This is a genomic window from Enterococcus timonensis (genome assembly GCF_900104595.1).
Lineage (GTDB): Bacteria > Bacillota > Bacilli > Lactobacillales > Enterococcaceae > Enterococcus_J > Enterococcus_J timonensis.
This window is the reverse complement of the sequence record NZ_FNVY01000004.1, coordinates 323,032-349,439: the sequence shown is the minus strand read 5'-3', so window position 1 is coordinate 349,439 and position 26,408 is coordinate 323,032. Positions and strand designations below refer to the sequence as shown.

Genomic DNA, 26,408 nt, shown 5'->3' with positions numbered 1-26,408 from the left:
ATGGAAAAATTCGATGTAGTCATTATTGGTAGCGGCCCCGGCGCTTCAAGTTGTGCTTACCCGCTAAAAAAATCCGGCTTACGTGTTGCGGTCATCGAACGTAGATTATTTGGCGGCACGTGTCCTAATGACGGCTGTGATCCCAAAAAAGTTTTGCTAGCGCCGTTAGAAGCCCAAGCAGCTGGAGAAGCGTTAGTTGACTTTGGCGTAAAAGTTGCCGGTGAGGTTGATTTTTCACAAGCTGCTGCATTTAAAAAATCCTTCACCGATCCTGTTTCTAAGAATACAAAAAAAGGGTTTAACGCCGCCGGTATTAAAACTTTCTTCGGCCAAGCAAATTTTTTAGATGCTCATACAATTCTTGTTGACAAAGAAAAAATCGAGGCAGAAAAATTTATTATTGCTACGGGTGCTCATTCGAATTTGCCAAAATTTCCCGGAAGTGAATTTTTAAAAACTAGCACTGATTTTCTCGCCTTAGAAAAGCTACCGAAAAAAATAATTATTATTGGTGCAGGTTACATCGCCTTTGAACTTGCTCATTTAGCCGCTGGATTTGGTAGTGAAGTGACCATTTTAAATCGGAGCTCCCAGGCTTTAAAAGGATTCGATTCTAAGTTGGCTGATGAATATATTGCGCTATTTAAAAAAAATCAAGGACAATATCTTGTCGACATTGATGTGGAAAAAATTGTAGAAAAAGATGGCAGATTTTTAGTTACTGGCGGAGATTTTTCGGGACAAGCTGATTTTGTATTAAGTGCGACCGGACGCCCTGCTAACACCGATTTGGGATTAGAAAAAGCCGGCGTCACTTTTAATAAAAAAGGAATTGTCGTGAATGAATTTTTGCAAACGAATCAGCCGCATATTTTTGCGCTAGGGGATGTTTTAGATAAAAAACAAGCCAAGCTCACGCCGGTCTCCAGTTTTGAAGGAAATTATATCGCTCAATTTTTATTAGGCCATTCAGAACCTATCGCTTATCCGGCAATCCCCACCGTCCTTTTTGCCCGGGAAAAATTGGCCCAAGTAGGAACTGTCGCAGCGGATAGTAAAATAATAAACATGACGCATTGGTACACCGCCGCTCGCATCAAAGAAGAAAAAGCGCTCGTTAAATTGAGTTTCAATGCTGATAAAACTTTACTTGGCGCCGCTGTGTTATCTCGTAACGCCGAAGAGCTGATTAATTTTTTCGCCATTGCGATTGATGAGAAATGGACGAGTGAAACATTAGCCAAGAAAATCTTTGCTTATCCAACCATTGCCTCAGATTTAGATTATTTTCTTCAATAAAATTGGATCGTTTCAAAAAAATACCCAGAAAAAATTAGCTAAAAGTGCTAATTTTTTCTGGGTTTTTCATTTGTTTCCGTTTAAGACGAGTAGCCGTCGTCAGATTAAAAATCTAACTTTAGCTACTCGTCTTAAATATAATTATTTTAAAATAGCTCCTAATTTTGCTACGTGTCAGTCAAATCATCGCTACTCTTTATCCGACAGTTGAAAGCCGTCGAATGTTTCTCCGTCGTAATAACGCAATAATTCGTCGATTGCTAACTGCATTGTTTTTTCTTCTTCGGTTTCTTCTTGCTCTAAGGCTTGGTCGGCTAATACTTTTTCTCGATAAGCCAAATATTTTTCAGTCAGTTGCATTAAAGCCGCTTGTTTTGAGGCACCAGCACCTAAAAATAGCGGTAATTCTTTTAAAAACACTTGATAAGTCAGTTGGCCATTTTCCATTTCGGCTGGTAAATAAACCACGTGCAAACCAATTTCTAAAAAACTTTCTTCATTGTACAAAGCAAACACATCCTTCGATTTATTATAAGCGGAAACTTTCTAATAGGCTACAAATTTCGCCGTGTGGTAAACTATAACAAGAGGTGAACTATGAAAAAATTACTATTTATTCAAACTGGGATGGGCGTCGATGTTCATGGGCAAGATGTTACAAAAGCTAGCGAACGTGCGGTGCGCAACGCCATTTATCATAATTCGATGCCGGGCATTGTTGATCTTTTGCCAGATGGAAATTTAAATGCGATGGAAGTTGTGGTTAAACTCGCCCTTCCTGCTGATTTTTCCGAACTGGATCAAGCGGCGGTCAAAAAATTAATTCCTTATGGCACTGTCACGCTAGATTTGCAAGTTGGCGGAATGAAAACTACGAGCGGCATTTATTTGTCGGAAAAAAATGATCACAATGAGCTGATGTATATCGTGATTGCTTCAGTTGAAGTTTATTATGAGGAGGAAAAATAAATGTCAATTTATGATTTGAATGCTACCACCGCAGATGGTGCAACTTATTCGCTGGAAAAATACCAAGGACACCCCATCGTGATTGTCAACACCGCCACCAAATGCGGCTTGGCTCCTCAGTTTGAAATTTTGGAAAAATTATATCAACAATACGGTCCTCAAGGTTTAGTGGTGTTAGGATTTCCTTCGAATCAATTTAAACAAGAAGTCGACGACAGCCAAAAAGCTGAAGAGCAGTGTCGCCTGACTTATGGCGTGACTTTTCCAATGCATGAAATTAATGATGTGAACGGACCGAATACGCAACCTGTTTTCAAATATTTAAAAGAAGCGGCTGGTGGAACGTTGGGTGAGGCGATTAAATGGAACTTCACCAAATTTTTAATCAGCCCCGATGGAAAAACCGTCACTCGCTTTGCTCCTCAAACATCGCCATTAAAAATGACTGAAAAAATTGAAGAATATTTAAAATAAAAAAATTCGCCAAAAAATTTTTTTAAATAATATTGTCTGATCAACGAAGGAAGCACTCTGCTGCTTCCTTTTTTTGATTTTCAAAAATCATTTCCATCACCCGTCCACGCCAAACGGTAATCATAATTTTCTAAAGCTAGCGCATTTAACCCTGCCAATACCGGATGAATAAAATGTTCTTTTTGCGGGTGAATGGTATAAATTACCCGGTATGTGCTAGTCAACCATTGATCAATTTGTAAATCCTCAGCGCACCGCTCCGTAATCGGCGCTAATTTATACGATTCAATCATTTCCGCCAAATATTTTTGCGCCGGTTCATCTAACAAGCGCTGAATCAACAAAGTCGGACTGGCGATAAACTCCAAATAAGGAAAAAGTGAGCCTGCCACTGGAATATCACCTAACGAGACGACATCGACATTTTTTTCAATAAAATCATTATAAAATTCATTGGTAAAAGAAAAACCGACAATTTTTAAATGAAGGCCAACTTTTTTAGCTCGCTTTTGCAGCCACTGGGCAAACTCTTGGGCTTTTTGAGCATATTCCACATATCCTAAGATCACTTCTTCTCCTTGATAATTTGCTTCTTTTAAATATCGTTGCGCTGTTATCAAACTTTTCTGAGGGATTTCCTCCTTATTTTCATCACTTGAAAAATAATGACTAGCTAGTTCCCCATGACGGTTCGGATAGTTTGCAAGATCGGCTATCTCATAAAGTGCTTGTCGTACTTTTTGCTTTTGCAAGACAGAGTTCTTTTTCATATTGGTCACTAAAAATTCCACGCCACTAGTTTCTTGTTGAACTAATTTGTACCCACGTTTTAAAAGCTCTTGCCGATTTTTTTTTTCGTCAGTATCCATGACAATTAATTGCACCTCATCAAGTAGCGGGCGCTTGTCATAATATTGATCAAACGCATGTAAGACACTTTGCTGTTGATTATTTTCTTTCAAACGAAAAGCCCCGGTCCCACTCCAATTTTCCGGAGAAAAAGGCCGATCACTAGGTAAAATAATAAATAATGAACTTATTAAATAAGCTGGAAACAACGGCTCTTCTTGGTTAAAATAAAAAGTCACACGATACTGGCCCGCAGGCACAATTTTTACTAAGTGTTCCAGTTGCCATGGACGAAAGCTGTCAAGAATTCGTTTGAAAGTATAGCTAATATCTTCACTGGTCAATATTTTTCCGTGATGAAATAAAACCCCCTTGCGCAAATAAAATGTCCAACTAAGATTCTCCGAATTAAATTGCCAATGATGAGCTAAACCAGGCAAAAGCTTTCCGTCATTGATTTTTACTAGACAATCGCCTAACTGATAGAGAATATTCACCTCGCGAAAAATCGAGGTCTTCAGCGGATCAAGCGTCGTCAGGGGCCGGATCATAAATTGCCGCATCACGGTAAACTCTTCATTATCAGTTGTCACACCAAAATGTTTTTGTATTTCTTGATAAAAAGGCTGCAACCATTCAGCCGGCACGGGCAAATCTAACAGCGTACTCAACTCTTTAAAATTTTCCTGATTTAAGGCAAAAGCGACGGCCTCGCTATACTCTTGTTGAAACGAACTATTAAAACTAATTTTCGAAAGATTGCCGCGACCGAGTCCAGGAGTAAAAGTTAGCAAGTTTTCTTCTTGAAATTTTTGCAGACGGCGCCGGGCTTGTTTTGTCGAAACTTCCCAAGAAAAAGCCAACTCGCTTAATGAAAAAGTGGTACTATTTTCTTTAAAGAATAGTCGCAACTTAAAATATTCTTGCATAAATGATTTCCCCTTTTGAAATACTAATTGTTCAATTCATTTTCTAAAACGACTGCTGGCTGGACAAAAATTAGCTTACTGACAAGTTTCCACCTGCCATTACTTAATAAAAGTGGACATAAAATTTTTAAATTGTCTATTTTTAAAAGAACTTGTCTCTTTTATAATATTACAAAAAGGGAGGTTTGCAACCATTATGTGGAAAACTTTGCATCCAAATATTCGTACCAGAATTGAAATTCAGTTTTTAAGTCGCTTCGGCAGTTCCTTGATTTTTCCTTTTATGGCGATTTACTTTACCAAAGCTTACTCAGTTGAAGTCGCTGGCACACTCGTGATGTTTAATGTCGTCGCTTCATTTTTAGCTGGTGTCTATGGCGGGCATTTAACCGATGTTATTGGCCGCCGCAAAATTTTATTTGGCGGTGAACTTGTCAAATGTTTTACAACCGTTGGCATTATCGTCGTCAATTCCCCTTGGTTTTATAATCCTGCGCTGACATTTGTGATGATGCTAGGACAAAATCTTGCTTCCGGATTAATTAATCCCGCCAGTGAGGCGATGCTGGTGGACGTGTCGACTGAGGAAAATCGGTCATTTATGTATGCAATTAGTTATTGGGCTAGCAATCTTTCTTTGATGTTAGGTATTATGATTGGTGGTTGGTTCTTTGAAGATTATTTTTTTGTTTTGTTGCTGTTTTTATTAGTTATCAATCTTCTTACCACTTATCTTACTTATCATTTTATTAATGAAACCCATGCGGTCAGCAAAAAAAGTCATATGCTAGGATTGGGCGCCGTTTTAAGAAGTTATCGCGAAGTTGCCCGGGATCATCGTTTTCTTATTTTCACTCTAGGTGGCATTGCGATTTTAGGAATTGAAAACCAACGAAATAATTATATCTCCGTTCATCTGGCTGGAAATTTTCAGCCAATGGACTTTGCCGGTATCGTTCTGAACGGTGTCAAAATGCTCAGCCTCTCAACGACCATTAACACTTTTTTGATTGTTATTTTAACAGCTCCTGTTGCTAGATTAATCAGTAAACAAAATCCAACGAAAATTTTTAAAATGGGTGTCAGTTTATTTGCATTAGGCTTTGGCTTGCTGGCGTTTACGACAAATTTTTGGATTGTGGTGTTATCAAGCGTTGTGTTGTCCATCGGGGAACTTTTGTACGTTCCCACTCGGCAAGCAAAGTTGGCTGAATTAGTAGATATGAACAATCGCGGGGCTTACCTCGCTTTAAATGGTACTATTTTCCAACTAGGCAAATTAGTTGGTGCGGCGATGCTGATTATTTCACCATATTTAAGCTCTACCGGCATGATGCTGACAATTTTTTTACTTGGAATCATCGCCATTACTTTGACGACCATTTCCTTAAAGAAGAAAAAAGAATAGACGCTCTTTGATCCGGCAAAAACATACAAAATTTCACAAAAAAAGGCGAAGACATGAATAAATAATGTCTTCGCCTTTAAAAATTTTCATTTTCATTAATCAAACTTCAGTAAAAATTTTTTGAAACTTCGCTTGATATTTGGACTTTTCATAGCCAATTTTTTCATAGAATTTGTGGGCCTCAGTCCGCTTGGCTCCGGAGTTTAATCTGATCCCGACAGCACCAATTTCTTTAGCCCATTGCTCGGATTTAACCATCAGCGCTTTTCCAACACCATGACCTTGGTGCTTGCTCAAAACAGCCAGTCCCATAATATTGACAAATAAATCGGCAAACGTACCAATATATTGTTGTGCTTGAATGTAGCCGGCAAATTCTCCGTCGATTTCAGCGACATAAATCACTTGCCAGTTTAACGAAAGTAACAACTCAACTTTTTCTTTCGTTTTTTCTAACGAATAGTTGTAGTGCAACTCCTCATTATTTACTTTTTGAATGTACTTAGTATCAGATAACTGAGCAATTCTGATTATCATTATTTTTCAGACTCCTACTAACTTTGATAAACAGTGTCTTAGGCGCAGTGACTAGGAAAAAAGATAATTCTCTACGTCTCTAATCGCACTTTCGACATCCTTTTTAACGGTGTCTCAAGTGCAGCGGTTAGGAGAATAGATAAAATTTTTAAAAATCCAAAATCGGGATTTTCGAAAAATTTTCCTAATTCTCTACACCGCTCAACGCACTTTCGACATCCTTTTTTTCACATCACTTTATTTCGTGGCGCGTTTTTGATACGTTCCTTCGACGGTGTTTACTTCTAAATATTCGCCGGTGCTGATGAAGTCAGGGACGTTTACTACGACGCCTGTTTCCATAGTGGCCGGTTTGCCGGACCCTGTTACAGTGGCGCCTTTAATGGATGGTTGGGTTTCTACTACTTGCAAAACAACAGTCGTTGGCACGATGACGCCGATGACTTCTGTTCCGTAAAATTGAATTTTTACTTCCATGTTTTCCAACATAAATTTCAATTCATTTTGAATATCTTCAACAGGAATTTCATATTGTTCGTAAGTTTCCAAATCCATAAAGTTGGCTGTGTCGTCCATTGTGTATAAATATTGAACAGGTTTTGTTTCCAAAATCGCTTGTTCTACTTTTTCTTCTGGACGCATCGTGGTGTCAACAACGGATCCAGTGCGGACGTCTTTTAATTTCAAACGCATCACGGTGTTGCCTTTTCCTGGTTTGTGGTGGGAGCTTTCCAATACTTTAATTAATTTTCCATCTTGTTCATAGGTCATACCTGCTCTAAGTTCGCTTGCTGATAACATGTTCATTCTCCTTTAGTTGTTTTATTTTTGATGAAGCAAAACTATTTATTTTTGTTCGGAGGCTTTTGCTTTTTTAAACTCAAGGCAAAAACCGGCGCAGAAATTGATTTGAAAATTTTTTTCACCTGCCAAGTATTCATCAAGCAACCTCCCTTTTTTAGTTAAAATAATCATTACGTTCCATTATGCCATATTTTTATGCCGAAAAATAGGGTTTCGCAAATTTCCCCAAATTACGTGGTACTTTCAAGAATTTCCTGAAAATTTTCATAAAAACTCTTGACGAATTTCTGACAGGTGGTATACTAAATAAAAATTCAAGCAAGGAGCTTATCTCATGAAAACAAACCTCAACCAACAAAATAACTTTTTCTTTAGCTACTTTAGATAGGTTTGTATTCATGAAACTGTGGATACAAACAATGCGTTTGTATCTACGGTGAGCTAATCTTTTTTTGCGGCCACGTAGATTCTAGGTGGCTTCTGTGCAATCCACCTAGTTTATCTAGGTGGATTTTTTTGTTTTTAAAAAATTTTTAGGAGGTCATTATGGAAACTATTATTACTTTACTCTCATCAGCAACAGCTCAAGGACTTTTATGGAGCTTTTTGGCTTTAGGTGTCTTTCTTACTTTTCGTATTCTCGATATTCCTGATATGACAGCTGAAGGATCGTTTCCTTTAGGCGGCGGAATTGCGGCTGTAGCTATTACAAGTGGCGTCTCGCCTGTTGTTGCCACGCTCTTAGGACTTTTAGGCGGAACTATTGCTGGACTTGTCACCGCCCTTTTACACACAGTTTTAAAAATTCCCGCCTTATTAGCAGGGATTATTACTATGACGGGACTTTTTTCCATAACTTCGCGAATTATGAACGCACCAAATATTCCTTTGCTAGGCGAAAATACAATTTTTAGTTTTCTTCAAAATGCTGGTCTCACAAAACAAGTTGCCGTTATTATTATTGGTTTGTTATTGGCAATTTTGGTGTTAATTGTTCTGCAGTGGTTTTTTAAAACGGAACTGGGCTTGTCTTTACGAGCTACCGGCGACAATCCTATGATGGCGCAAACCAATGGCATCAGCAATCAAAAAATGCGCGTTGCTGGCTACATGATTTCTAATGGACTCGTCGCTTTATCCGGCGCTCTTCTCGTTCAAAATAATGGCTTTGCCGATGTAAATTCGGGCATTGGCACGATTGTTATTGGACTGGCCTCGGTGATTATTGGAGAAGTTTTATTTAAAAAAGCCGGTCTTTTAGGGCAAATGATTGCCATTGTGGTAGGTTCAGTTTTATATCGTTTGATCTTAGGAATTGTTTTTGAATTTAACGTCGAACCAACCGATACAAAATTAGCCTCAGCGCTAGTTTTGATTTTAGCTTTAAGTTTGCCACGATTAAAATTACGCAAAAAAAATTAGGAGGAATAGTGATGAACGTCTTAAAATTAGAAAATGTCCAACAAGTTTTTGAAGCGGGTACGGAAAATGAACACCAAGCGCTAAAAAATATTAATTTAACTTTAGCTCCTGGAGAATTTGTGACAATTATCGGCGGCAATGGCGCAGGAAAATCCACCTTACTTTCGACTATTGCTGGGCTCATGACACCAACTAGCGGCACGGTAGAACTTTTAGAGAAAAATTTACGTCACTATTCTCCACTAGAAAAAGCGCAAAAAATTTCTCGCGTTTTCCAAGATCCAAAATTAGGTTCTGCGGCTAATTTATCAATTGAAGAAAATTTAACTTTAGCCTCTCTTCGAGGTTCGGGAAAAAAATTGACGAAAGCTTTGAAAAAAGAAAACCAAAAAATTTTTCAAGAACAAGTTGCTCGCTTAAATCTTGATTTAGAATCTCGCTTAAAAATGAAAATGGGCTTGCTCTCTGGTGGACAACGGCAAGCATTAACCTTATTAATGGCCACGATTAAAGCGCCTGAATTATTATTGTTAGATGAACACACCGCCGCCTTAGATCCAAAAACCGCCAAAGTCGTTATGGAACTCACCTGCCAGTTAATCGCTGAAAAACAGCTGACGGCGTTTATGGTGACCCATAATATTAAAGATGCCATTCAATATGGCAATCGTTTGTTAATGCTTAACCAAGGGGAAGTTATTTTGGACCTCGATGAAAGTAGTAAAAAAGCATTGACGCCAAAAGAAGTCATGGATTTATTTAGTGAAAAAGCTGGTCAAGACTTAGGCGATCAACAAATTTTATCTGCCTAAAATAAAAAACAAATCGCCGAAAAATTGGATTCGGCGATTTGTTTTTTTTATTTTTCTGCGGCAGCGTCAGTAGCGGCGTCTTCTTCAAGCAAACGTTTGGTGCCTTTTAATTTTTGAATTTCTGTAATATCTTGGGTTACTTCTAGACAGCCGAGATATTTTTGATCGGCATCCCGAACAGCAAAGTAACGGATGTAAACCATCGTTCCTTTAAGGTCAATCCAAAAATCAGCCGCGTCTCTAGTTCCGGCGCGGAAATCGTCAAGAATGGTTTGCACCACATGCATACTTTTTGGCGGATGACAGTTCACTACTAGGCGTCCTACCACTGATTTTGTCCGTGGGAAAACGCGCTTGTGTCCTTCAGAATAAAATTTTACGCGGTCCTTATGGTCGACAAAAGTTAAATCGACTGGTAAGACTTGAAACAATCCTAAAAGTTGATCCAATTGTAAAATCCCAGTTTCAAAAACAATTTGTTTAGCAGAATTTTCTTCTTGCTCCCAGTCGAAATGTTGTTGCTCAGGAGTCTGGGGCAAATTTTCTTGAATCGCATCGGTGGTCATTTTAGCTCGTTTAATATTTTCTTGCCGTTGCTCTTCAAAATCAACTTCTTTGGCCAAAGCGTCTTTGCTTGGTTTCCAAGGCAAAGGTTCGGGAATAAATGAATAACCAATGTCCGCCGAATCTTCAGTAATTTTTTGCCAGTCGTCAAGCGAAAAAACATCCAAACACATGGGAATCATAATTTCTTCTTCTTTAAAAATCATTTCTTCAATTTCTGTTAAAGCGACTTCCAATTTTTCCGCCAGAGGATTGACAGCGGCTTTTGGCGATTGCAAATAATTTAGCGCGTCTTTTATTTGTTCGCGGACGCGATCATCTACGCCCCACATCACTTTAGGCGGCGCTGAAATCCCGTATTTTTCCATATAAGTGAAAAATAAAGTTTCTTTTCTCGCATAATGTTTATCGATTTGTAAAAGATCGGTTAAGGCGGCAACTAGTCGTTCTTTTTGTGACCAGTCACCGTCTTGAATTTTGGCAAAATCTTCGCGAATTTCGTCATTTAATAAAGAAGTAATGACGCGATTTTCTAATTTCAACGTATGGACAGGATGCCCCGGTTGCTCGTGTTCGTAGTTAGAACGATGAATATCGGTAATCGAACCTTTAAAAACGGCGGCATGGACGTTACATAATTTTTGGATTTCGGTAGGATTTAAGCCACTTTGAATTAATTCACGTTCAGCGGCGGTAATTTCTGTCACATCAACGCCGTCAAAAGACTCGTTGAAAATTCGTTTTGCTTCTTCAAATTCGCCTCCTTGGTGAAGGAGTTGTAAAATCTCGACAATTTTTTTCTGCCGTTCGACTGTATTTAATTTATTCATGGTCTGCTCCTTCTATTTCAAAACCGGCCGCTAAAAAAGCTACGGTAATTTTTTCCATGGGAATTTTTTTCAAGCGACTCCCTTTAGCTAAAGTCATATAGCGCCCGACAGTGTTCAACATCGCCGGATTTTTCAAATCAGAAAATCCTAGTTCAACCATTATATTTTGTATTTCTGGATCTTGTTTAATCAAATCATAGACACTCGTTTGCAAATTAATTTTTTTCATAAAGCCTCCAATTGAGAATATTCATCAGTAATTGAGAACACATTCACTTTACCGCTATTTCGCAAATTTTTCAAGGACCAAAATCTTAGGCAAATATCTTTGCAAGTCCGCTTATTCCTCGTATGATTAGGGCAAGGAGGGATCAATATGAAAATTACATTAAGTCCAGAAGCAGTTGCAAAATTACAACCTTATTTAAACGACGAGACCGCCCTTTTACTTGATCTTGACGATGGCGTCGGAAAATTTTCCAAATTCGGTATTTGTTCATTAGATATTTCTTTTCGCATTTTAGTTGTCGATAAAACGCAAGATCTCAAAGATTACGGCACGCAGCTTGATTCTGAGGTGGGACCGATTGGCATTAAAGGATATTCTGCTGATTACATCGGCGAAAGTCCAAGTTTAACCGTCAATCCTCGTTATCAAAATCTAGTTTTAAATAGTGTCTCCGGCTTAGTAGATGGCAATGTGGGCATCGTTGACTTTCGAGGACGGGAATAAATGAACGACGCTGCCATTCTCGACTTTTTACAACTTGTGGAACCATTGAAAAAAACATTGCGCACAGCATGGGATCATGACGGTCGTCAAGAAACAACAGCGGAACATTCTTGGCGTCTAGCGCTGATGACCGCTTGTTTTTTGCCGCAATTTCCAGAAGTTGATGGACAAAAAGCTTTAGTGATGGCCTTAATCCATGACTTAGCTGAGAGTGTCACCGGTGATATTTCTGCGGCCAGTCTTCCAGATAAAAAAATGAAAGACCAAGAAGAAAATCAAGTGTTTGAACAAATAACAAATGCCCTACCGTTAGAGATGCAAAAAAAATTCCGAGAAATTTTTGCTGAATATCAAACGAATTCCAGTCCGGAAGCTCATTTAATTAAAGCGTTAGATAAAGCGGAAACGATTTTGCAGCACAATCAAGGAAAGAACCCCGAGAATTTTGATTATGAATTTAATTTAAATTATGGGAAAAAGTTTTTTGCAGATTCCCGTCTGCAACCTTTACGGGAATTGTTAGATGAACAAACGAAAGAAAATCTCGAATCGTAAAAAAAGACTTGCCGAAAAATTTTCGGCAAGTCTTTTTTTTTATTTTTTCAATCGCAATAACATGGCATTAATCGCCACTACCACAGTGGATAACGACATTAACACCGCACCGACTGCCGGGCTTAAAATAATCCCAATCGGAGCTAAAACTCCAGCGGCAAGTGGAATCGTAATAATATTGTAGCCGGCTCCCCACCAAAGATTTTGAATCATTTTGCGCTTAGTAACTTTCGCTAAATCAAGAAAATGCAAAATATCTTCAGGATTCGAGTTGGTCAACACCACATCGGCAGACTCAATGGCAATATCGGTTCCGGCACCAATCGCCATCCCAATCGTTGCTTTGGCCAAACTTGGCGCGTCATTAATTCCATCGCCCACCATCATAACTTTTTTGCCTTCTGAAATATATTTCGAGACAATTTTTTCTTTGTCTTGTGGCAATAAGCCGCCAAAATATTCATCGATTCCTAAAAATTCGCTAACTACTTTGGCCGCTTGTTCATTGTCCCCGGTCAACATGACTGGTGTGATGTTCCGTTCTTTCAAAGCTTTAATAAATGTTTTTGCTTCTGGTTTAATTTCATCACCTAAAGCGACAATCGCCATTAATTTTCCGTCAATTAAAAGGAAACTTAACGTTGAACCTTTTTGTTTAAAATCAGTAATTAATTTTTCATCAAAAGTAATTTGGCGTTTATCTAATTCTTTTTCGTTAATAATTTCAACTTTTTTGCCGTCAACTGTTCCAGATAAACCAATCCCGGATAAATTTGCCACTTCGCTAGCTTTATGTGGCGTCACATTTCTATTTTTCAGCTCGTTCATCATGCCAATAGCAATCGGATGATTGCCATCTTGTTCCAAGGCGCCGAGAAATGCTAGTGTCTCGTCTTCTGACAATTGATCAGAAGTTAAAATTAATTTTTGCATAGTGAATTTTCCAGCGGTCAATGTCCCGGTTTTATCTAGAACCACTGTATCAATCGCTTCGCCGGTTTCTAAAGCGGAACGTTTTTTCAATAATAAACCATTTTGCGCGGCGATTGAAGTACTTCGCGCCACCACCAATGGAATCGCCAGGCCTAAAGCATGGGGACAGGCAATTACAAAGACCGTCACCATTCGCTCTAAAGCCGTCGATAAATCAGCGACCAGCAGCCAAACTAGAAAAGCTGCAATGCCGGCAATTAAAGCGACATAAAATAACCATTTGGCTACACGATCTGAAAGAGATTCGAGGCGTGACTTTTCTTGTTGCGCCCGACGAACCAGTTCCATTACTTGGGCCAAATAACCTTCTGCACCCGTAGCAGAAACTTCAATCGTAATAGTTCCTTGCCCGTTAACAGATCCGCCAATCACTTTATCGCCAGAATTTTTTTTCACGCCTTTTGCTTCACCAGTAATTGCCGATTCATCAACCGTGGTATTTCCAGAAATCACCACACCATCAGTCGGCATTTTGTCTCCTGCTAAAACTTTTAGCTGATCGCCTTTAGCAACCTCTGTTAATGAAATTTTTTCTTCGCCCGTTTTCGTTAGACGGACGACAGAATCCGGTAATAATTCGGCTAACTTTTTCAAAGCCGAAGAAGCGTTGGTCACCGCGTTCATTTCAATCCAATGGCCCAGCAACATAATGACAATTAGCGTGGCTAGCTCCCAGAAGAAATCCATCACGTGTTGCTGCGGCGCCATAAGATTCATCACGAAAGCATACAAACTATAAACGTAAGAAACGGAAATCCCCATAGCAATTAAAGTCATCATGCCGGGATTTTTCATGGAAAGTTCCATTTTAGCGCCGGATAAAAATGGCTGTCCACCGTAAATAAATAAAATCGTCGCTAAAATTAAGACTACCCACGAGCTACCTGGAAAAGTAAATTGGAAAGGTAAAGAGATGCCCATCATAGGCGATAAAATAATAATTGGAATGGCTAAAACTAAGGAAAGCCAGAATTTTTGTTTGAAGTTTCCCATGTGCATCGAGTGATCCATCCCCGACATATCGTGATCCATATGTTTCATGTCGTGTTGGGCGTGATTATGATTCATATTGTTCATGTCGTGATTCGCATGGTCGTGATTCATATTGTTCATGTCGTGATTCGCATGATCGTGATTCATATTGTGCATGTCGTGCATCTCATGTTCGCTATGATCGTGATCCATGTTTTCCATGTCGTGCATACTGTGTTCGCTATGATCGTGTTGCGCATGATCATGGTTCATATTTTTCATGTCGTGATTCATGTCTGCCATATTTTTCATATCGTGCATGTCATGATTCATTTTTTCTGATGGATGATCCTTGTGCTGATTTTTTTCTTCATTCATAATAATCCTTCTTTCCATATTGAATTTCTTTTCCCAAGACTAAGTTTACATTTGTAGACTCAATTTGTAAAAGAAAAGAGCTCGTAAGCTCTATTTTTTTGAAATGATTGGTCTTTCTTGATGATAAAATTTCCAAACTTTCCAAGTCTGACTCACCGCCAAATATAAAAATAAGGCACTGATTAGAAAAACCGCGTAACGATCCACTTGATGATAAACAAAAACAATCGTCACTACTCCGAGAATAAAGGCAACAACTACCCACAAATAATGATAGAACACATCTTTTGCTTCCTGTTTTTTCCCGACAAAATAATCATAAAAACCAACCGTCATCCCTTTAAGATTGCCGGTGGTAAATAAATTCGTGTAGGCTCGCCCGTCAATTTTATCAAAAGAAATCCACTGAATAGACGCCGAGAAGGAAATAATCACCGTCACTAACGCCGGATGGATATTGATCGCCGATAAACCAACAAAAGCAAAAATTGCCGCTTCATAAAACAAAACGTACAAGCGCCAGTAGTACACTTTATTTTCATCAAATAATTGTTTCAAAAATTTAGCCAATAAAATGCCGCCGAAAAAAAATAAAGTCGACAACAATTTTTTTAGCACGTTTCCCCACTGACCGTTGCTTCCTTGAATAATTGCTAAAACGAGATTGCCGGTTTGCGCTGAAGCAAAGACGTCGTAATGGATATACGTATACCCATCCATCGCCCCACCTAAAAATGTCAGCAGCAAACCGACTTTCCTTTTTTCATGAAATGGATTCAATTTTTTCACCTGACTTTTCTGACTTTTCGCCTTTTATAGTAGCACAAATTAGGCAGAAATGTCAGATTTTGAGGTTTTTCGAAGCGGTGAATTAGGCCAATGAATAAGGAGTATCTTTTAAGCTCGCTGCTAATTTTCTTGGTTTGGCGTTTCCGGTGACTGTTGCTGTTTTGGCGGCTAAATCCACTTCAACATGTTCCACTCCTGAAACTTCTGATAATTTTTCTGTGACCGTATTAGCGCACCCGTCACATTTCATTCCGTTAACTGTATATATTTTTTCCATCATAATTCCTCCGTTTAACAGTGACAATTTCCTGGCAAACAATTGCAAGCAATTTTTTCCACTGTCGTCTTTTTTTTGTTATTAATAATTTCTTCAAAATGCGCTAAATCTTCTTTTGTAAATTGCGAATCTTCCAGCAACTGTGCGAGAAAATCAGGAATTTTCATGGCACAAATTTTTCCTTCGACTTCGGTTGCTAAATCACTAGTCGCTTTGTTTTCAGCGACAAGTGCTGTATATAAGAAACGTTTACCACTTTTTTCCGTTTGTAAATAATTTTTTTCAACTAAACGATTCAACAAAGTTTTCACGGTTGAAGGTTTCCAGTTGATTTTTTCTTGCAAGAGCTCGAAAATTTCTGTGGACGTGGTTTCGCCTTTCGTCCAGACTATCCGCATAATTTCCCACTCAGCATCAGTAATGGTTTCTAATGACATTTGACCGCCTCCTTGTTTACATTTGTAATCATAGCTCTTTGGTTTACATCTGTCAACGATTAACTCAAAAAAAATTTCCACCCACTGGCAGAAATCCTTTTTAAAAATAATTATTCATTATTATCGGTTGCAAAATAAACATCACCAAAAAGCCGAACAAAAAAATCAGTCCCACTTCGCCAGTGTTACTAGCGGCCAAATATTTTCGAAACCGTGGGAAAATCAAGCGGATCATTAAGAAAATAATAAAACCTAGCAAAGTTCCTAGACTATTCATAATCAGATCATCCACGTCGCTAATTCGGCCGGCGAACATTTGTAAAACTTCTATTGCTGCTGAAAAAAAGATACCCGTAAACATCGTCGCAAAGAAATTACCGAATCTTTTCCAAAAAAGTGGCAATAAAAAACCAATTGGAAAAAACAAAACAATATTTAAATGATACGATGTGGCGTTAAAAGTGTAATCGCGAAACGGAGTGAAATTAAGATGCGGGTCAAAATGCCAATCAAAAAGATTTGGAATGCCCGTCAGAATCAAAATAAGAATAACCGTTGCCGCTAGTAGAAAACCGCCGATTCGGTGCCCTGTGGTATAAGATTTTCTTTTCAAAAGATAAAAAAACAATAGCAAAACCGCTAGCGGCACAAATCCAGCGAGAAATTGTTGACCAATATTTGATATATACAGCAAAAAACTCCCCCTCTTGCAAACAATTCTTTTCTAGTTTACAAAAATTTGCGTTTTTTGCCAAATAATTATCGCAAGCTAAAGTTATTTTTAAGGTTTACAAAAAATAAGGCATATCTTGTGGCGCATAATCTTTTGTCAAAAGAGCATTATCGAGATTTTTTTTCTTTTCTTTTTTCGGTGCAGCTTTTGCTTGAGCTAACGCTGGTAAATCCTTTGTTGATGAAAGATCTGCTAAATCAAATGATTCTTGCAATCTGATTGCTTCAGGTGTTTCTAGTAAGCCGGGAATCGCTGATAATTTTTTGGATTCTAACGAAACTGCTGAATTGCTCACTTTTTCTTGCGCAACTTCTGAGCTAACTCCATTAATAACTCCAGGATTAACTCCTGAAACACCTTCAGTCTCTTGCTTTTCTCGGACTTTTTTTGTTTTTGGTTGCGGGCTTTTTCGCCATGATTTTACTTTTTCATCCGAACTTTTTACTTTGCTAATATCGATTCCTTGAGGCAAGGCGTAGACATAATCGTCCATAAAAAATCCTTCGCCAATCGCCGTCTTTACGCTACTTACTACTGAAAATCCCCATTTTTCATAAACTTTTTGAGCAGAGAAATTTCGTTTATTCACCGTTAAGCGCATTTTTTTGTCTTTTGGTAAAGCTTGAAATAATTGTTGGCCAACTCCTTGCTGACGACTTGATTTTTCGATATACAATTTGGAAATAAAAATTTCATCATTTTTTTCCTGCCAACCCAAATAACCAACAATTATTTTCTCACTTACGGCGATCAAATATGAAAAGTCTTTGCTTTTCACTTGTTGGGCAATTTTTTTAGCACTTTGAAAATGCTCCACCATATACGCCACTTGATTCGCTCCAATAAGCGGCGTGTAAGTTTCTTTCCAAATTCTTTGCGCCAAAATAGCCATTTCTGGGACAAATTCCTCTGTTGCTGTCATAATTTCAACTTTACTCACGGTCATCTTCCTGTCTATAAATTGCTAAATTCTCTCCATTGTACCAAAATAAATAATCTGAACGATCGAGATTTAAGAAATTTCCTTGACCATTCGTGTAAAAATAAAAACTATGGGAAAAATCGGTCACCGTTTGGGCGTCATAGATTTTTAATAGCGTCTCTACTTTTTCTTGCGCTGTTTCGATATTTTTTAAAAATTCATATTCTGGCAAATCTTGTTCTTTGGCAAATTGACGGCTAGCATATGTTTTCAAACCAAAACCGGCCAGTTGCTGGTCAGTAGAATTTTTTATCAAAATTAAATCTTGAGCAGATTTAGGAATCGACTGGCCAAAATTTTCTTCTAGCTTAGTGGTTTCTTTCTGATCTGATTTTCCAGTCTGAAAACTTAACTCATGAGAAAAATCCGCACTGTCCACTGTATTTTGAACAGTCATACTTTCCTCATCCACCACCGCCTCCAGTTGCCAAGTATTCTTAACTTCTTTTATAGTTTGCTGAAATTGGAGATCGATGACAAAATAATGGTAACGATCCTTAAAATAAAGCAAAAATCCCCCCACAATCAACAAAAGAAGGGCCAAAATTAAAATAACATTACTTTTGCGAAATTTTTTCACCAATACACCTCCAATAGTGCTTCTATTATACCATTCTTTTTAAATAGTGTTAAAATAAAATTGATAAAAGAGGCGAGAAAAATGAAAGAATTTACAGTTGTTGAATTAGAAGATTATTTTACTAGTAAATTATCCGGAATTACGATTGTCAACAAAGTCATCGAGTTTCCTGACGAAGCCAAAGCTTTGTATATTGAAGGGGAAAAAGATTATTATTTGTTGGAAAATAAAGCCGGGCAATACCGTTTTACCGATGGCAATTTAAAAGTCATCGCAGCAATGGAAGATAGTTTAGAAAGCTTTTTAGCAAATATTGTCCGTCATATTACTGACGACGAAGCAACGTTTGATATGTAACAATTCAAAAAAAGATTCGCTGATGATTTTCAGCGAATCTTTTTTATTTTTCATCGACTAAAAATCCTTGTTGGACAATTATTTTCAGCAAACTTTTTCGTGTTTCTAAAGAATGAACACCAATCTTAGCTAACGTTTGAGAAAAAGTCACCGGCGTACTGTAGCCAAGCGCTTGGTAATATTTTAAAACCGTCGCATCATACTCAGCTAAAGATGCTTGGTAGCTCGCCGGTTTTACATATTGATTTTCAAAATACATCGTATCTTGCCCCAGACGCGGTTTCAAATGTTCCTCAGAAACAGCCGGCACCCCAACAGCAACGGCAAATAAAGGAAAAGTCAGCTCTGGCAAATCCAGTAGCTCAATCATTTTCGGCGCATCATTTAAAATACTTCCTAAAATTACTGTCCCATAACCTAAACTTTCCGCCGCCAAAACTAAATTTTCTGCTGCTAAGCTAGCATCATAAGCTCCCGCTAAAAATCGGTCAAATGTCCGCAACGCTGGCTGGTTATTTTTTTCAGCTTGACCAACAATAAATGCATTCCGATGTTGATCGGCGACAAAAACAAAGAGCGCCCCACTTTTATCCAAATAATAATTTTTCGTAATCCCGATAATTTCTTGTAAAATTTCTGGATCTGTTATCCCAATAATCGAGAAGCTTTGCATATTTTGAGAACTGGCCGCTCTTTTAGCAGCCGCCACTAACTTAGTCTTTGTTTCATCGGTTATTATTTCTCCGGTAAAATTTCGAATCGTCTGGTGGTGCATCATTTGTTCAATCATTGTTTTCCTCCTTTTACTAAAAATCCTCCGTCATTTTTTACCTGTTATTTTTTTACTGAATGATGAGAAGAAGTCACATCATCAGGCATTTCCGCCAAATATTCAGCAACTTTTTCAGCTGGGAGATCTTGTTTTTCATCTATTTGTTCCACACTTTGCGCTAATAAATTCTTTTGCTTTTGTACTTTTTTCATCGCTTCTTTAACTTTAATTTCAGCGGTATTTTTCCGCACCCAAATAAAATTAATTAAAACGAGCGCCGAAGTGGAAACAAAAACGCCGCCGTAGCCAAACGAACTAGAAACGCCAGAACCAATCATCGGCCCCATAACATTGCCGGCTGCTTGAAACGATTGATTGTAACTAAAAATGCGCCCGGCTGCACTATGTGGTGAATATTTAGTCAAAAGCGCCTGGACTGCCGGTAACAAACAAGCATCACTAATACCAATTAAAAATCGTAATATCGCTAATTGCCAAACATTTTGCACCAGAGACATGGGTAAAAAAACAATCATGGCAAACACAAGACCGATTGCTAAAATTCTTTCCGAACCTATTTTATCTCCTAAGGCTCCAAAACGCGGCGCCGCAATTAAAGTGGCGATCCCGGGAATCGAAGCGACAATGCCGGAAATTAAAGTCACATTCCCTTCCCCGTGCAAAAGCTGTCTAATATAAAGCGAGATAATCGGACTAATACTCGTATTTGACGCTTGAATAATCATGGTGGTGACAAACATCCCAATAATTACGTAGGGATATTCCAAATTTTTAAAAATTTGTTTGGCCGGTAACATTTCTTCTTTTTTCACTGGAACAAATTCTTCATGAACTGCCTTCCAAGTTAAGAAAAAGACTAATAATAAAATCGATCCAGTTATAAAGAATGTCACGCGATAACCAAATGCCGAAGCGATAATGCCGCCCATTAATGGTCCTAATAAATTCCCAGTTACTGATCCGGTAGCTAGTGTTCCTAAAACTTGTCCGCTTTTTTCTTTCGGGGTCCCAGTGGCAACTAGGGCATTGGCATTACTAATGTAGCCGGAAAAAAATCCTTGCAACAAACGTAATGCTACTAATTGGTAGACGCTCGTTGCCAGTCCCATCGCCGCAATAACTACCGCCATGCCCAGACTTGCCCGAATCAGCATTAATTTTCGTCCTTTTTGATCGGCGATTTTTCCCCACCACGGTGAGATAAGAGCCGTCACCAGAAATGTTGACGAAAAAGTAATTCCTGACCAAAAATTTAATTGGCTAGCACTAAAATCTCCTAATGTATCAATATATAATGACATAAACGGCATGACCAGACTAAAGCCAGCGCCTGCCATAAATGTACCAAACCACAAAACAAGTAAATTTCGCTCCCAATTTTCCCGTTTGCGAAAGATTCGTGTTTTTATTTGATTCATGCCTGCATCTCCTTTTCTTTTTCCGTTATTTATTATAAACTATTTTTTGTAGATTATCGTCCTTTCTGAAAAAAAATTTGAAAAACGGAGCAAATCATGACAAAAAAGCGCAATTTGACGCAAGAAAAAATTTTACAAGCCACCGTTGAACTGGCTAAAGAAATTGGCCTGGCCCAAATAAATTTTCCAAATCTAGCTGCTAAATTAGATATTAAATATCCTTCTTTGTATAACCATTTTAAAAATATGAAAGAATTAAAACTGATTTTAACCGGCCGCTTACTGGAAGAACTTACCCAGACACTGGCCGATAACCTGGTGGGCCTATCTCGCAGCGAGGCGGTGCGGGCTTATTGTCAAGTTTATTTGAATTTTGCTTTTGAAAATGAAGCCGTCTACGAATTGCTTATTAATATTCCCCACACCCACTCCGAAATTTTATTTGAAAAATCGCAACAGCTAAACTTAATTATTCAAAAAATTTTGCGCGCCTATCAACTATCCGGCGATCAAGTCATTCATAAATCACGAGAATTGCGCAGCTTACTCCACGGCTATATTTCCCTTAGTTTTCTAGGTTATTTTCAGCAAATAGACGTGGATGCGGAAATTTCTTATCGAGAAATGGTTGAAGATTTCGTTTTTTTACTGGAAAACCCACGGCCAATATAGTAAGAAAGCTTGCAAAGTGAGGCGCGGTTCTTTACAATGAAGGGAGCACTATATTAATTTTTTTGGAGGAAACCATGACTTATCAAATTGTAACGGATTCTTGCTGCGATTTACCTTACACTTTCCTAAAAGAAAAAAATGTTCCGTTTATTTCTATGACGGTCATTGTAGACGGTCAAGAATATTTTGATGATCTTGGCGAAAATTTCAAACCAGCTTGGCTTTATGAACAATTGGCTGCTGGCAAAATGCCGACCACTTCGCAAATTTCTCCTGGTCGCTATTTAGATTTTTTCCGCCCGTATGCTGAAAAAAATATTCCACTCCTTTACTTATGTTTTTCTTCAGGTCTGTCAGGTTCTTATCAAAGCGCTTTGCAAGCAGTAGAATTACTAAAAGAAGAATATCCTGATGCTGATGTCACCGTTTTTGATACAAAAAACGCCTGTCTAGGTGAAGGACTGGTGGTCTATTATGCGGCTTTGATGCAAGAAGCACAAAAACCACTAGCTGAAATTATTGACTGGGTAACAAAAAATGCGATTGCCGTTCATTCCTTCGTTAAAGTTGAAGACCTAGAACATTTAAAACGTTCCGGACGAATTTCTAAAACGGCCGCTGTTTTAGGAAATTTAATGAATATTAAACCATTACTAGTGATGGATTCACTAGGAAAATTGCAAAATGTTGCTAAAGCTCGTGGCAATCAAAAAGCAATGGATCGTCTTGTTGAAGATACCGTTGCTACTATTCAACATCCAGAAAATCAAACATTATTTATTGCCCACGCTGATGATTTGGCTAGCGCAACTGGTTTAAAAGAACAGTTAATGGCTCGTTTGCCGATTAAAGATGTCCTTATTTATCCAATGGGCGCCACCATTTCCAGCCACACAGGTCTTGGCTGTATCGCGCTATTTTCCATTGGCACACCCCGCACTTTATAAAATGTAAGAAAGTCGATTTCATTCGGCTTTCTTTTTTTTAAAAACATTTCACATACTTTCTTTAAAAATATTTTTTTGTAAGCGAGTTATCTCACTAGTCCGCCGATTATTTATTTAAAATTCAAAGGATACATTTCACAAAAATTATTTTTTTTGGCCCTTTTTGTTTGACTAAAAAAAAATATTGGCTTAATATAAAACTTGCCATGAAAATGGAAAAAATATTTTCAAGAAAAAGGGGATTTTTTTTATGAAAAAAGGTAAATTAGTTGCTGTATTAGCAACCTTGCTCGTGTCAGGTAGCTTACTAGCTGCATGTTCTTCTGACGACAATTCTTCAAACAGCTCATCATCTTCAGAAGCTGCAACTTCTGAATCAACTGCAACATCATCAAGTGCTGCTGAAGTTGTTTCTACAGCTTCCGTATCTGACGATTCTGCCGTTTTAGAAACAGCATTAGGCGCTGACGGTAACTGGATTGTTGCTGCAACTGACGACGTTACGTTTGATAACGACGTAACTGTTACTGGCGAATTCCATGACAAAGGCGATGACGCTGAAGCAATTTATCGTAAACTTGCTTTATACACTCAAGATGCTGACCACAAAGTAACTGGTGAATTCACTATGACTGTTCCTAAATTAATCGTTGAATCTGAAAACTTCAACATCGTTCACGGTACAGTTGTTGGCGATATCGAAGTTTCAGCAAATGGTTTTGTTTTAAATGGCGCTAAAGTTGAAGGTAACATTACTTTCGCTAGCCAAGAAAATCAAGACTCCGCTGTCTTAGATGAAGAAGGCGCCTCTGTATCCGGCGAAGTAACAGTCGCTCAATAAGGTTATAAAAAAAGCGTCTTGTGACGTAGAGAATTAGGAAAAGCTGGACCCCAAATTTTTTGGGGTCCAGCTTTTTTATTTTTTATTTTTATTGAATTTTTTCTAATGTCTTTTCGATATTTTGACTGTTTACCGGAATTACTAAGTAAAAATCAGCTAGCTCTTCAGTGTCTAACCAATAATTTACCGATAGTGCGTATGGGTCAGTGTCCGGATCATCAGCTTTTAGTTCTGGAAGTTTTTCAGCTAAATTCACTAGCCCACCATCTGCTTCTAGCATGTCTAACTCGGTTTTATTCATAATTACCAAATCCATATCGCCAGCAGCTAAAAGTAACACATATTTTTGGCGCACGTCGGCATCGGCATCGGAAACATAATACACTTGTTGACTGTCAGAAGGCGTTAATAATTTTTCCAACATAGGATCTTCACTGGCGACTTTTTTCATAACGGCAAGATTCTCATCGCTCCCCACCACAGCGGCCGTTAATTCCGGTTGAGGCGCTGGATGAAGCATTTGCCAAACAATCGCTACGATGACCACAATTCCCGCCAAAACGCCTAAGATCGTTTTAAAATGATAGCCAAGAAAATAACGGATTTTTTCAGATAACGGTCGATCAGATTGTAAAATTTCTTTCATTTGTGTTTTCATATTCTCTTCCTTTACGTTTCATAAATCCATTATAACTTGTTTTTAACAAAAAAAAAGAAGCTATCTAACAAAACGATAGCTTCTTTATGATTATCTTATGATTTTTTTAACTCAGGATCCGTTTTGGCTTTTTTTTCTAACTTTTCAGCTAGCTTGTCAGCAGCTTCTAATCCTTCTTCTTTTACTTCATCAGTTGTTTCTTTGACAGCTTTTTTAACATCATCGCTAGCTTCTTCAGCCGCTTTACCCGCTTTGTCAGATCCTTTATCAACTGTATCGGCTGCTTTTTTGGCGCCCTCTTTTACTTCATCGGCGGTTTTTTCAGCAGTTTTTTTAACTTCTTTTGCCGTATCTTTAGCGGCGTCGCCTGCTTTATCGGCCCCTTTACTAACAGACTCTGCAGCTTCACCGAGGCCATCTTTTACATCAATAATAATATCTTGTGCCTCATCGGTTAAATCATCTTTATCGTCAGCAAGTTCTCCGGTCGTTTTTTTAAAACGATGGGCCAAATCATTTTTCTGAGATTTCAAAAAGTCTTGTGAATCACTGGAAATATTTTTGGCTTGTTGCAGTAATTCTTCACGGTGCTCTTTCATGTAGTCTTTTAAGTCATTGGCTTGGCCGGTCAACTCTTTTGCTTTGTCTTTGACAACTGTGCCAAATTCGCCTGGTTTTTCAAAAGCTGAGCTTGTAAAGTCCCGTGCTTTATCTAAGAAATCATCCGTTTTGTGTTCCAAGTCTTTTTGCATTTCCTTACCTGATTTAGGCGTCAATAAAATAGCCGCCGCTGCAGCAATTGTCCCTCCGACGATGACACCTAATAAAAATCCACCTTTTTTTCCCATGAAAATACCTCCTCTAATTTACTAACTTTATTGTACCAAGAAAATTGAATTTTACTTACTCTGCCGACTTTTTCCCTGGGCGAATTAATTTAAAAGCTGTTTTCCCAGCTGTTGCTGCCAGTCCTGCTGTCCCAGATTTTTTGGCAAAGCCTGTAACTTTAGAAACTGCCTGGCGACTTGCTAAATTCAAATCCGTCACACTAGCTGATAAATCAGCCACCGCTTGAAATAATGGATCAATGGTCCCGACTTTGCCATTGACATCAGCCAATAGTTCGTTGGTTTTTACTAGCAAACTTTCCGCTTGCCGACTCAACAAATCTACATCGCCTGTTAAAACGGTAATTGTTTTTGTCGTTTCGTCCACCGTTTTATTGACCTTGTCCACCGTTTTTCCTACTTTAAGTAATAATAAAATAATAAATACCACTAGCACCGCAAACGCGCATGCGGCAATTAAACCAGCCACTGCTCCTGCTGTCATTTCGCCAACTCCTTATGAAAGAAAATGTTTACAACTCAAGAATAGCACTCTCTGAAATTTTCTTCAAATCTTATGAAAAAAAGAGCCCCAGGGACTCTTTTTTAAAGTTTTATAAGACTTAAAAATATTTTTTTATTTTTTCTTTTCGTCCACCGTTTCAACTATTTCTATAGAAGTATTGTCTAATTCTTTTCCTAAAGAAATAATATATTTTTTTAAATCATCTTTTACTTCCGGATGGGTCAGACCATATTCAATATTTGTTTTCAAAAAACCAAATTTATCTCCTACATCATGGCGAATCCCTGAAAATTGATGGGCAAAAACTCGTTGCGTTTTATTTAAATAATCGATTGCATCGGTAAGTTGAACCTCGCCATCTGCGCCGGGTTTTTGATTTTCCAAAATCGGAAAAATCTCTGGGGTCAGTAAATAACGGCCCACAATCGCTAAATTACTTGGAGCATCTTCTGGTTGTGGTTTTTCTACAAATCTTTTAACACTAAAAAGTCCGGGTGCTACTTCTAAATCCGGATCAATAATCCCGTATTTTGCAGTATCATTTGCTGGGACTTCCATTACGCCTAAAACAGCAGCATGAATTTTTTCATATTCATCAATTAGCTGCTTGGTCAACGGATCTGTCCCTTTTCTTTCTTCTAGCAAATCGTCTCCTAGTAAAACGACGAAGGGTTCATTACCGATAAAAGCTTTCGCCTGCAACACGGCATCACCTAACCCGCGCGGATGAGACTGACGAATAAAATGCAAATTCACCTCGCTAGATTCTTCAACCAATTTCAAAAGTTCGGTTTTTCCTTTTTCTTTTAAATTGGCTTCTAGTTCAATATTGGCATCAAAATGATCTTCAATCGGTCGCTTAGCTTTCCCAGTGACAATAATAATATCTTCAATTCCGGACTTCAAAGCTTCTTCCACAATAAATTGAATCATTGGCTTATCGACAATCGGTAACATTTCTTTAGCCATCGCTTTAGTGGCTGGCAAAAAACGCGTGCCTAACCCGGCGGCTGGAATCACTGCTTTTTTGACTTTCATCCATG

General features: G+C 38.3%; 30 protein-coding genes and 1 pseudogene. 12 read left to right on the top strand and 19 right to left on the bottom strand.

What is annotated here, in order from left to right; genetic code table 11:
• Positions 1 to 1,299, top strand: a complete 1,299-nt coding sequence (locus BQ5341_RS06270) for a dihydrolipoyl dehydrogenase family protein (RefSeq protein WP_071131177.1) — start codon at positions 1 to 3, stop codon at positions 1,297 to 1,299.
• A gap of 189 nt (positions 1,300 to 1,488) precedes the next feature.
• Here BQ5341_RS06270 and BQ5341_RS06265 read toward each other — a convergent pair whose 3' ends face one another.
• On the bottom strand, positions 1,489 to 1,806 hold the full coding sequence (locus BQ5341_RS06265; RefSeq protein ID WP_106396180.1) for a hypothetical protein: 318 nt from the start codon (positions 1,804 to 1,806) through the stop codon (positions 1,489 to 1,491).
• A 90-nt stretch (positions 1,807 to 1,896) separates the two neighbouring features.
• On the opposite strand from BQ5341_RS06265, the gene BQ5341_RS06260 reads away from it, so the two are divergent.
• Together BQ5341_RS06260 and BQ5341_RS06255 are read left to right on the top strand one after the other, a co-directional pair.
• Complete coding sequence (locus BQ5341_RS06260; RefSeq protein ID WP_071131176.1) at positions 1,897 to 2,268, top strand: Lin0512 family protein; 372 nt, start codon at positions 1,897 to 1,899, stop codon at positions 2,266 to 2,268.
• A complete protein-coding gene (locus tag BQ5341_RS06255; protein WP_071131175.1) occupies positions 2,269 to 2,742 on the top strand; it encodes a glutathione peroxidase in 474 nt (157 codons plus the stop codon). It abuts the gene before it with no gap.
• 80 nt (positions 2,743 to 2,822) lie between these two features.
• Here BQ5341_RS06255 and BQ5341_RS06250 read toward each other — a convergent pair whose 3' ends face one another.
• The gene (locus BQ5341_RS06250; RefSeq protein WP_071131174.1) at positions 2,823 to 4,520 is read right to left on the bottom strand and encodes an ABC transporter substrate-binding protein; all 1,698 of its coding nucleotides are present in this window, start codon (positions 4,518 to 4,520) and stop codon (positions 2,823 to 2,825) included.
• Positions 4,521 to 4,716: 196 nt separating this feature from the next.
• Here BQ5341_RS06250 and BQ5341_RS06245 point away from each other — a divergent pair, with 196 nt between their 5' ends.
• Positions 4,717 to 5,928 (top strand): MDR family MFS transporter, encoded by a 1,212-nt coding sequence (locus BQ5341_RS06245; protein ID WP_071131173.1) that lies wholly within the window; start codon positions 4,717 to 4,719, stop codon positions 5,926 to 5,928.
• Positions 5,929 to 6,027: 99 nt separating this feature from the next.
• On the opposite strand, the gene BQ5341_RS06240 is transcribed toward BQ5341_RS06245, so the two are convergent.
• Positions 6,028 to 6,465, bottom strand: a complete 438-nt coding sequence (locus tag BQ5341_RS06240; RefSeq protein ID WP_071131172.1) for a GNAT family N-acetyltransferase — start codon at positions 6,463 to 6,465, stop codon at positions 6,028 to 6,030.
• A 237-nt stretch (positions 6,466 to 6,702) separates the two neighbouring features.
• Entirely contained in the window at positions 6,703 to 7,266 is a 564-nt protein-coding gene (gene efp, locus BQ5341_RS06235; RefSeq protein WP_071131171.1) for an elongation factor P, read from the bottom strand.
• A 549-nt stretch (positions 7,267 to 7,815) separates the two neighbouring features.
• Between efp and BQ5341_RS06230 the strand changes: the two genes are divergently transcribed.
• Together BQ5341_RS06230 and BQ5341_RS06225 are read left to right on the top strand one after the other, a co-directional pair.
• Positions 7,816 to 8,691: an ABC transporter permease gene (locus tag BQ5341_RS06230; RefSeq protein WP_071131170.1), complete on the top strand. Its 876-nt coding sequence runs from the start codon at positions 7,816 to 7,818 to the stop codon at positions 8,689 to 8,691.
• An 8-nt stretch (positions 8,692 to 8,699) separates the two neighbouring features.
• On the top strand, positions 8,700 to 9,503 hold the full coding sequence (locus BQ5341_RS06225) for an ABC transporter ATP-binding protein (RefSeq protein WP_106396179.1): 804 nt from the start codon (positions 8,700 to 8,702) through the stop codon (positions 9,501 to 9,503).
• A gap of 47 nt (positions 9,504 to 9,550) precedes the next feature.
• On the opposite strand, the gene BQ5341_RS06220 is transcribed toward BQ5341_RS06225, so the two are convergent.
• Both BQ5341_RS06220 and BQ5341_RS06215 read right to left on the bottom strand, forming a co-directional pair.
• Positions 9,551 to 10,897, bottom strand: coding sequence for a DUF438 domain-containing protein (locus BQ5341_RS06220; protein WP_071131168.1), 1,347 nt, complete (start codon positions 10,895 to 10,897; stop codon positions 9,551 to 9,553).
• On the bottom strand, positions 10,890 to 11,126 hold the full coding sequence (locus tag BQ5341_RS06215; protein ID WP_071131167.1) for a DUF1858 domain-containing protein: 237 nt from the start codon (positions 11,124 to 11,126) through the stop codon (positions 10,890 to 10,892). Before BQ5341_RS06215 ends, BQ5341_RS06220 begins: the two co-directional genes overlap by 8 nt.
• Positions 11,127 to 11,273: 147 nt before the next feature.
• Here BQ5341_RS06215 and BQ5341_RS06210 point away from each other — a divergent pair, with 147 nt between their 5' ends.
• Complete coding sequence (locus BQ5341_RS06210) at positions 11,274 to 11,630, top strand: iron-sulfur cluster biosynthesis family protein (RefSeq protein WP_071131166.1); 357 nt, start codon at positions 11,274 to 11,276, stop codon at positions 11,628 to 11,630.
• Positions 11,631 to 12,185, top strand: coding sequence for an HD domain-containing protein (locus BQ5341_RS06205; RefSeq protein ID WP_071131165.1), 555 nt, complete (start codon positions 11,631 to 11,633; stop codon positions 12,183 to 12,185).
• Between the two features lie 39 nt (positions 12,186 to 12,224).
• On the opposite strand, the gene BQ5341_RS06200 is transcribed toward BQ5341_RS06205, so the two are convergent.
• The 7 genes from BQ5341_RS06200 to BQ5341_RS06170 form a co-directional block, all read right to left on the bottom strand.
• Entirely contained in the window at positions 12,225 to 14,432 is a 2,208-nt protein-coding gene (locus tag BQ5341_RS06200; RefSeq protein WP_158661771.1) for a heavy metal translocating P-type ATPase, read from the bottom strand.
• Positions 14,433 to 14,618: 186 nt separating this feature from the next.
• Positions 14,619 to 15,317, bottom strand: a complete 699-nt coding sequence (locus BQ5341_RS06195) for a YoaK family protein (RefSeq protein ID WP_205408740.1) — start codon at positions 15,315 to 15,317, stop codon at positions 14,619 to 14,621.
• 82 nt (positions 15,318 to 15,399) lie between these two features.
• Positions 15,400 to 15,597, bottom strand: coding sequence for a heavy-metal-associated domain-containing protein (locus BQ5341_RS06190; RefSeq protein WP_407920126.1), 198 nt, complete (start codon positions 15,595 to 15,597; stop codon positions 15,400 to 15,402).
• A gap of 11 nt (positions 15,598 to 15,608) precedes the next feature.
• The gene (locus BQ5341_RS06185; protein ID WP_071131162.1) at positions 15,609 to 16,031 is read right to left on the bottom strand and encodes a CopY/TcrY family copper transport repressor; all 423 of its coding nucleotides are present in this window, start codon (positions 16,029 to 16,031) and stop codon (positions 15,609 to 15,611) included.
• Between the two features lie 100 nt (positions 16,032 to 16,131).
• Positions 16,132 to 16,725 (bottom strand): VanZ family protein, encoded by a 594-nt coding sequence (locus BQ5341_RS06180; protein ID WP_071131161.1) that lies wholly within the window; start codon positions 16,723 to 16,725, stop codon positions 16,132 to 16,134.
• Positions 16,726 to 16,819: 94 nt separating this feature from the next.
• Positions 16,820 to 17,704, bottom strand: a complete 885-nt coding sequence (locus BQ5341_RS06175; RefSeq protein ID WP_071131160.1) for a GNAT family N-acetyltransferase — start codon at positions 17,702 to 17,704, stop codon at positions 16,820 to 16,822.
• Positions 17,697 to 18,326, bottom strand: a complete 630-nt coding sequence (locus tag BQ5341_RS06170) for a hypothetical protein (protein ID WP_071131159.1) — start codon at positions 18,324 to 18,326, stop codon at positions 17,697 to 17,699. The genes BQ5341_RS06175 and BQ5341_RS06170 overlap by 8 nt, the downstream gene beginning before the upstream one ends.
• An 81-nt stretch (positions 18,327 to 18,407) precedes the next feature.
• On the opposite strand from BQ5341_RS06170, the gene BQ5341_RS06165 reads away from it, so the two are divergent.
• Positions 18,408 to 18,683 carry a hypothetical protein gene (locus tag BQ5341_RS06165; protein WP_071131158.1) on the top strand — a complete coding sequence of 92 codons (276 nt, stop codon included), beginning with the start codon at positions 18,408 to 18,410 and terminating at the stop codon, positions 18,681 to 18,683.
• Between the two features lie 43 nt (positions 18,684 to 18,726).
• Here BQ5341_RS06165 and BQ5341_RS06160 read toward each other — a convergent pair whose 3' ends face one another.
• On the bottom strand, positions 18,727 to 19,473 hold the full coding sequence (locus BQ5341_RS06160; protein ID WP_071131157.1) for a nitroreductase family protein: 747 nt from the start codon (positions 19,471 to 19,473) through the stop codon (positions 18,727 to 18,729).
• A 161-nt stretch (positions 19,474 to 19,634) separates the two neighbouring features.
• Positions 19,635 to 20,894: pseudogene (locus BQ5341_RS06155) on the bottom strand (multidrug efflux MFS transporter); the annotation flags it as partial.
• Between the two features lie 96 nt (positions 20,895 to 20,990).
• Between BQ5341_RS06155 and BQ5341_RS06150 the strand changes: the two are divergent.
• The 3 genes from BQ5341_RS06150 (at position 20,991) to BQ5341_RS06140 (ending at position 23,354) form a co-directional block, all read left to right on the top strand.
• On the top strand, positions 20,991 to 21,566 hold the full coding sequence (locus tag BQ5341_RS06150) for a TetR/AcrR family transcriptional regulator (protein WP_071131156.1): 576 nt from the start codon (positions 20,991 to 20,993) through the stop codon (positions 21,564 to 21,566).
• Positions 21,567 to 21,640: 74 nt separating this feature from the next.
• Complete coding sequence (locus BQ5341_RS06145) at positions 21,641 to 22,513, top strand: DegV family protein (protein ID WP_071131155.1); 873 nt, start codon at positions 21,641 to 21,643, stop codon at positions 22,511 to 22,513.
• Positions 22,514 to 22,763: 250 nt separating this feature from the next.
• Positions 22,764 to 23,354, top strand: a complete 591-nt coding sequence (locus tag BQ5341_RS06140; RefSeq protein WP_071131154.1) for a bactofilin family protein — start codon at positions 22,764 to 22,766, stop codon at positions 23,352 to 23,354.
• Positions 23,355 to 23,442: 88 nt separating this feature from the next.
• Here BQ5341_RS06140 and BQ5341_RS06135 read toward each other — a convergent pair whose 3' ends face one another.
• The 4 genes from BQ5341_RS06135 to galU all read right to left on the bottom strand — a co-directional run bounded on the left by BQ5341_RS06135 (position 23,443) and on the right by galU (position 26,403).
• Entirely contained in the window at positions 23,443 to 24,012 is a 570-nt protein-coding gene (locus tag BQ5341_RS06135) for a hypothetical protein (RefSeq protein ID WP_071131153.1), read from the bottom strand.
• A 95-nt stretch (positions 24,013 to 24,107) separates the two neighbouring features.
• Positions 24,108 to 24,860 (bottom strand): YtxH domain-containing protein, encoded by a 753-nt coding sequence (locus tag BQ5341_RS06130; protein ID WP_071131152.1) that lies wholly within the window; start codon positions 24,858 to 24,860, stop codon positions 24,108 to 24,110.
• 55 nt (positions 24,861 to 24,915) lie between these two features.
• Complete coding sequence (locus BQ5341_RS06125) at positions 24,916 to 25,344, bottom strand: DUF948 domain-containing protein (RefSeq protein ID WP_071131151.1); 429 nt, start codon at positions 25,342 to 25,344, stop codon at positions 24,916 to 24,918.
• Positions 25,345 to 25,476: 132 nt separating this feature from the next.
• Positions 25,477 to 26,403: a UTP--glucose-1-phosphate uridylyltransferase GalU gene (gene galU / locus BQ5341_RS06120; RefSeq protein WP_071131150.1), complete on the bottom strand. Its 927-nt coding sequence runs from the start codon at positions 26,401 to 26,403 to the stop codon at positions 25,477 to 25,479.
• Positions 26,404 to 26,408 lie beyond the last annotated feature (5 nt).